At 41.2% G+C, this 563-nt stretch carries 2 rRNA genes; both read right to left on the bottom strand.

From position 1 onward, the window contains the following. Nucleotides 1-101: ribosomal RNA gene (locus AOG26_RS20355) — 23S ribosomal RNA — on the bottom strand; the annotation flags it as partial. Between the two features lie 278 nt (nucleotides 102-379). Continuing rightward, nucleotides 380-563 (bottom strand): 16S ribosomal RNA (locus AOG26_RS20350); the annotation flags it as partial.

Here is a 563-nt window from a genome sequence, read left to right as displayed (position 1 = left end):
AAGCGCTTTTTACTAGCTTGACTAGGCTTATCGCAAGTTAATACGTCCTTCATCGCCTCCAACTGCCAAGGCATCCACCGTGTACGCTTAGTCACTTAACCATACAACCCAAACGGGTCTTTGTTAGTGACAGCTGTTAACTTCGCCAGAAGTTAATTCATCAAATAATGATGAGAATACTAAAGTAGATACCAATTAATCTTTCGATTAATGGCATATTTTTACTTTTGAAAACTCTTTATAGATACAAGTATCTATAAGAATTTTAATATCAGCTTTCCAAATTTTTAAAGAGCATATTAATTAGTTAAACCAAAGTGGTTTAGCTAACTAACAATCATCTGTGTGGACACTACGAACAAATAAGTTCTAAATCGTATAAGGAGGTGATCCAGCCCCAGGTTCCCCTAGGGCTACCTTGTTACGACTTCACCCCAGTCATGAATCACTCCGTGGTGAACGTCCTCCCGAAGGTTAGACTATCCACTTCTGGAGCAACCCACTCCCATGGTGTGACGGGCGGTGTGTACAAGGCCCGGGAACGTATTCACCGCATCATTCTG

Source organism: Pseudoalteromonas sp. UCD-33C (assembly GCF_001306895.1).
In the GTDB taxonomy this organism is placed as follows: Bacteria; Pseudomonadota; Gammaproteobacteria; order Enterobacterales; family Alteromonadaceae; genus Pseudoalteromonas.
Note: the sequence above shows the minus strand (reverse complement) of the source record. Positions and strands in the feature narration are given on the sequence as shown.